The organism is Candidatus Bathyarchaeota archaeon (assembly GCA_026014725.1).
Lineage (GTDB): Archaea > Thermoproteota > Bathyarchaeia > Bathyarchaeales > Bathycorpusculaceae > Bathycorpusculum.
The window spans coordinates 1-4,435 of record JAOZHV010000018.1 but is presented as its reverse complement, the minus strand read 5'-3'; the positions used below and the strand labels follow the sequence as shown (position 1 = coordinate 4,435).

The following is a 4,435-nucleotide window of genomic DNA, read 5'->3' as shown; positions in this document are numbered from 1 at the left end:
GCAGGTAGAGTTTAGCGAGGTAGGCGCTACTGGAGTATTCATGGCTCATGCGCAAGCTAATCAGGAAGAATCGCTGAAACTGTTGAAACAGAATGGTCTTAGGGCGCTGACAACTCAAGAGGCGCTTATCAGGATAGACCAGAACCAGGAATTAAAGGAGCAGTTGAAGGGCAGATGGTTCTATCTGGCTGAAAAAGGCGCTGAATTGTCGGGATTTTTCATGTTCAACGAGAAGGGAAAACTTGAAAAAATCGCGGGACCAGCTATCCTGAAAAAGGGGAAAGGAGATTTAGAGAAGATTGTTTTTGTTTTGAAAGGTTCTTACCCCTTATCGCTTCTTGTGCAAACAGACGACTTCGCCCGTTACGGCGGCTTCCGCTTCGGCATCTACGCAACCTACGGGCATTCCGACATTGCGGGAGTGATAGTCGGGGCTAGATTTAGTCAAGTTTAAATTTGGCATCAATCTCCAGCGATAGGAAAATGGCTTTAAGGTCTCCGTCGATGGCAACCTTTTAGCTTTTGCGCTTCATCCATAGCATCGTATTCACAATATTCATATTGGACTAGGATGCTGTTTTATCATCGGGGGATGATGTCGCCGTCCCAGTCTGATGAGGGAAAGATGAAGAACTGAACAACGGACAGACCCCGCTTCTAATCAATAAAAAACGAAAGTGGGCCGGACCGGATTTGAACCGGTGATCTTCGCCGCGTGAGGGCGACGTCCTAGCCAGCTAGACTACCGGCCCAGATGTGCATTCTGAAGCTGAAATATTGATTGCTCCTTCATAAAACCTTTCCCCTGCAGAGCACAAAACAATAACCAGAGGTGCGTGCCGTTGCACGAATCGGAAAAGAGCGAGTTTGAAAACGAGCACAAGCATGATCGGCTAATAATGTTCGCGTGCTTCTTAGCCAGCGCGTTGATAGGATATTTTCTAACCCATCACGTGGCATTGTTCGGCATTTAAGCGTCCTGCACCCTTATTGACTTTACTTCTTTAATCCATGGCGCGGGCACTGCTTGGTCCTTGAACCATTGAAGCATTTCTTCCGCAATCGCCCTGTTCGAGCTTGTGACGCTTTCGGCAACCAACTCGACAGTTATGACAGCCTTCTTTCCCATCTTGAATCCTCCTCTCATTTGCGTAACAGCTCAGTCACCGTTATTAAGCAATGTTTCCCATTTTTACCTATCTCATACTCGGATTCCGAATCCAACAAGACCTTTACCAAGCAAACCCCCAGAACTCTCGATGCTTCATTTCAGAAAACTTTAAAACACCTAACTTCACTGTTGATTTGGTAACTCCCAAAAACATGTGCCGAGGTAGCTCACTCCTGCTTTCTATGGTGATTTCTCCCGCACCAACTTTCCCTTTTTTTTTCTTTGCTGTGATTGTTTAGGTGTCTCTTTTGTCCTCGGCGTATGTTGGATTCTGAGGATAGGCGTGATGGTTATTTTGTTTCTAGAGATGGCTCGGTCAAGAAGTTTGATTTTGACTTAAGGAAGTGCGTTGCTGAAAATGGTGGTTATACTAAGAAGCAGCGTAGAGCTTTTCAGCGTTTGATGAGCGGGTTAACTGTTGGCAAGAGTAGAAGCGAACGCCTAAGATTTGCTACTTTAACTACGAGTGATGAGGCTAAGCGGTTGGGTTTTGACAAGAAGTTGAATGAGCATTTTAGGGCTTTGAAGATGCGGATTTTCCGAAAGTACCGTTTTAAGATGAAGTATTGGAAGATTCGCACTAACGAGGGCAACGGCGTTTTGCACATCGTTTTCAGAGGGAAGTTCATACCTCAGAAATGGCTAAGCGAACAATGGGCTGAAATTCATATGTCGCCTATTGTGGACATTAGAAGTTTGTATGAGACACCTAAAGGGTTGAAGGGCATTTGTTTCTATTTGATAGGTAATTATTTGACTAAGCAGAGTTTTGAACGCATGAGCTGGGGCTACAGCTGGGTTTTCCCCGCATTCGTAGCCTCTTGGAAGCGCCTGATTGAAAAATACGGTTTTAAGCGTGGTTTAGAGCTGTGGAATAAGTTGCTTTCCAGACCGTTCATTGTAACTCGACAAGTAAGATTAACCAAGTTTCTCCCTGCTTATACGCACACAAACGAAAAGAGTCTCCCATGGGGCGCCCTATTCCGAACCTTCACTACGTAATTACTCCCTGCCCTTCTTGATACTGCGTCTTTGCATTTCTAAATCCAGCATAATTCAGTTTGACCTCTTCCTAGGAGGGAGAAGCTCAAAGCTCATTCTTGGTGGGTATTGGGCTTTATTGGTGCGTCTTTGCTTGATTTCGATGTTGAAATATAGACTGTAGAGCTGATAGCTGAGCAGATTAATGCTTGCTTCGCTGAATGGGCGACGCTTCAAATATAACGATTCGGAATTTCCTGATTAGTGTGGTCTTACTGTTTGTAAGTTTTCTGGGAGTCTTAAGCCCTAAATCCACACACGTCAACTCCAACCTTCTTCTACTCTCCCGCTAACTCTTTCTCAACAAAAAGCACACCTAAAAACAAGCATAGCCACTCGAAATTCTAAAAAGTTTTTTAGGAAAGAAAGACCGTAATGTTCATGGGGGCGTCAATAGTGTTAACGAAAGAGGACCTTCTTCGGAAGCTAAAAATGAAAGAGCTTAGCACATTGGCAAACCAGAACGGAATATCGCTAGTGGGAAAAAAGCTTTATACCTTTGGTCAACCCGAATACAAGTTGCCTAAAAAAGAAGTCATCAAAGCTCTTCTTGACTCTCCCAAGATTACAAAAGAGAAGATTAGGGAAATGTTTGAACCTACTTCTAAGAAGAAGATTAGAAAAGGAATCCCTAAAGCCGTCAAAGAACAGGTTTGGAAAAAATACATCGGTGTGAAAAACGCGGAGGGGAAATGCTATGTCTGCAAGAAACCAATTCATGTTATGGATTTTGATGTGGGGCACAACAGAGCAGTTTTCAAGGGTGGCACTGACAGGCTCACCAATTTGAGACCTGTATGTAGAAGCTGCAATTCTTCTATGGGAACCATGTCTATTGAGGCCTATAAAAGAAAATTTTTTTCCTCGAAGCGTTCATGAAGAAACGAGTATATAAAAAGTAAAAAAATGCGCTATAGCTTTACATCTTATTTATCTGGGAACAACAATTCTTGGATTCCATTCCTTCTTATCATTTCGCAGAAACATAGCTAATAGTAAAGCCTCTTTCTTTAAATCAATTGTTTCATTTTCGCCCTCTTGTTGCGCCGAGGGAGAGGCTCGGAGCACGCGGGGGGCACCCTCTGGGGGGTTCCACGAGCGCATCGAGTTTCCCGAGGCGCTTTACCTCCTAAAGAAAGCCAAGGCTTAGATTTTTAATGAAAAGAAAACTTAAATTCAAATCAGTCCATAAAAGCAAAGCATGCGTTGCTACTGCAGCATTTGCAAGGAAACAATAAGTGAGCAAGTCTTTGAATACTCTAAGAGATATTATGGCAAGCCCCTTTGTATCTATCATCAAAAGATGGCAAGAAACGCCGATAAACCACAGCCAAAGATTACACCACAAGCGAGAAGTCTCTCTGAGGCTCTTAGAAAAAGAGGTATCAAAAATAAGTTAGAGGACTACGATGGGTACAAGCACGTCGATATTTCCATTCCATGGGCAAGATTAAACATAGAGATAGACGGAAGGCACCACTTGTTAAATCCTAAACAGCTTTATTCTGACTTGGAGCGTGATTCCTTCTCACAAAATGACGAAAAGAGCACTATAAGAATCACGAATGACGCTATTGAAAGAGATTTAGATGGTATAGCAGACTCAATCGCGAAAGTAGCTAGGAGAAGATATCGTAAGGACAATTCAGTGTTCTTTCCTTAAGCTTTGATGCGTCTATCCTTTACGCGTCGTCGTCTGGAACGTTCGAGGCGGAGCGCAAGCGACGCCGAGCACTTCACTTGATAGTTACTGACAAAACTGTACGCTTAAACTTGGGGCGAGTTTCTTTTTTTTGAGGGAATTGTGAGAGAGTAAAATCACGGTTTTCTAAAGCACTTCTTTAATGTTGTTTGACCATTCTTTTACTAATCGTTTGGCGTTTGGGAATTCTTTCATTGCTGCTTTGGCGTTTTTAGTGCGCGTTTTAGGGTCTAGAGCTTTCGCATCCATCATGGATTTCACTAATAGAAAGCTGATTGCTGTTTCTATTCCCTCTTTTTGCATCATTGGGAAAAAATCACTAATATTCTTAAGAAACCTAGCAAAAGTTTCATGTCCCCAAACGGTGTAGAGCTTTCTAAATGAGTTGAATACGCTACTTCGGTTCTTGTGGGCATCTAGAACGTGAATAATGTTAGCAGCGGGATTTTTAGATAAAGTGTAAAGGACACCTATGTCTGTGCAGTAATAGGTTTTTATCTTGAGACCTTTTTCTGAAACTG

Annotated in this window: 6 protein-coding genes and 1 tRNA gene; 4 read left to right on the top strand and 3 right to left on the bottom strand. The window is 43.0% G+C overall.

What is annotated here, in order from left to right; translation table 11 throughout:
- On the top strand, positions 1-454 hold a 454-nt coding region (locus tag NWE95_02300; GenBank protein MCW4002726.1), incomplete at its 5' end, for a hypothetical protein.
- A gap of 224 nt (positions 455-678) precedes the next feature.
- Here NWE95_02300 and NWE95_02295 read toward each other — a convergent pair.
- Both NWE95_02295 and NWE95_02290 read right to left on the bottom strand, forming a co-directional pair.
- A tRNA-Val gene (locus NWE95_02295) sits at positions 679-752 on the bottom strand.
- A 218-nt stretch (positions 753-970) separates the two neighbouring features.
- Entirely contained in the window at positions 971-1,129 is a 159-nt protein-coding gene (locus NWE95_02290) for a hypothetical protein (GenBank protein ID MCW4002725.1), read from the bottom strand.
- 303 nt (positions 1,130-1,432) lie between these two features.
- Here NWE95_02290 and NWE95_02285 point away from each other — a divergent pair, with 303 nt between their 5' ends.
- From NWE95_02285 to NWE95_02275, 3 genes are all read left to right on the top strand, one after another.
- Positions 1,433-2,173 (top strand): hypothetical protein, encoded by a 741-nt coding sequence (locus tag NWE95_02285; protein MCW4002724.1) that lies wholly within the window; start codon positions 1,433-1,435, stop codon positions 2,171-2,173.
- A gap of 435 nt (positions 2,174-2,608) precedes the next feature.
- The gene (locus NWE95_02280; GenBank protein MCW4002723.1) at positions 2,609-3,091 is read left to right on the top strand and encodes an HNH endonuclease; all 483 of its coding nucleotides are present in this window, start codon (positions 2,609-2,611) and stop codon (positions 3,089-3,091) included.
- A gap of 322 nt (positions 3,092-3,413) precedes the next feature.
- Complete coding sequence (locus tag NWE95_02275) at positions 3,414-3,875, top strand: DUF559 domain-containing protein (protein MCW4002722.1); 462 nt, start codon at positions 3,414-3,416, stop codon at positions 3,873-3,875.
- Between the two features lie 165 nt (positions 3,876-4,040).
- Here NWE95_02275 and NWE95_02270 read toward each other — a convergent pair.
- A partial coding sequence (locus tag NWE95_02270) for a hypothetical protein (protein ID MCW4002721.1) occupies positions 4,041-4,435 on the bottom strand: 395 nt, incomplete at its 5' end.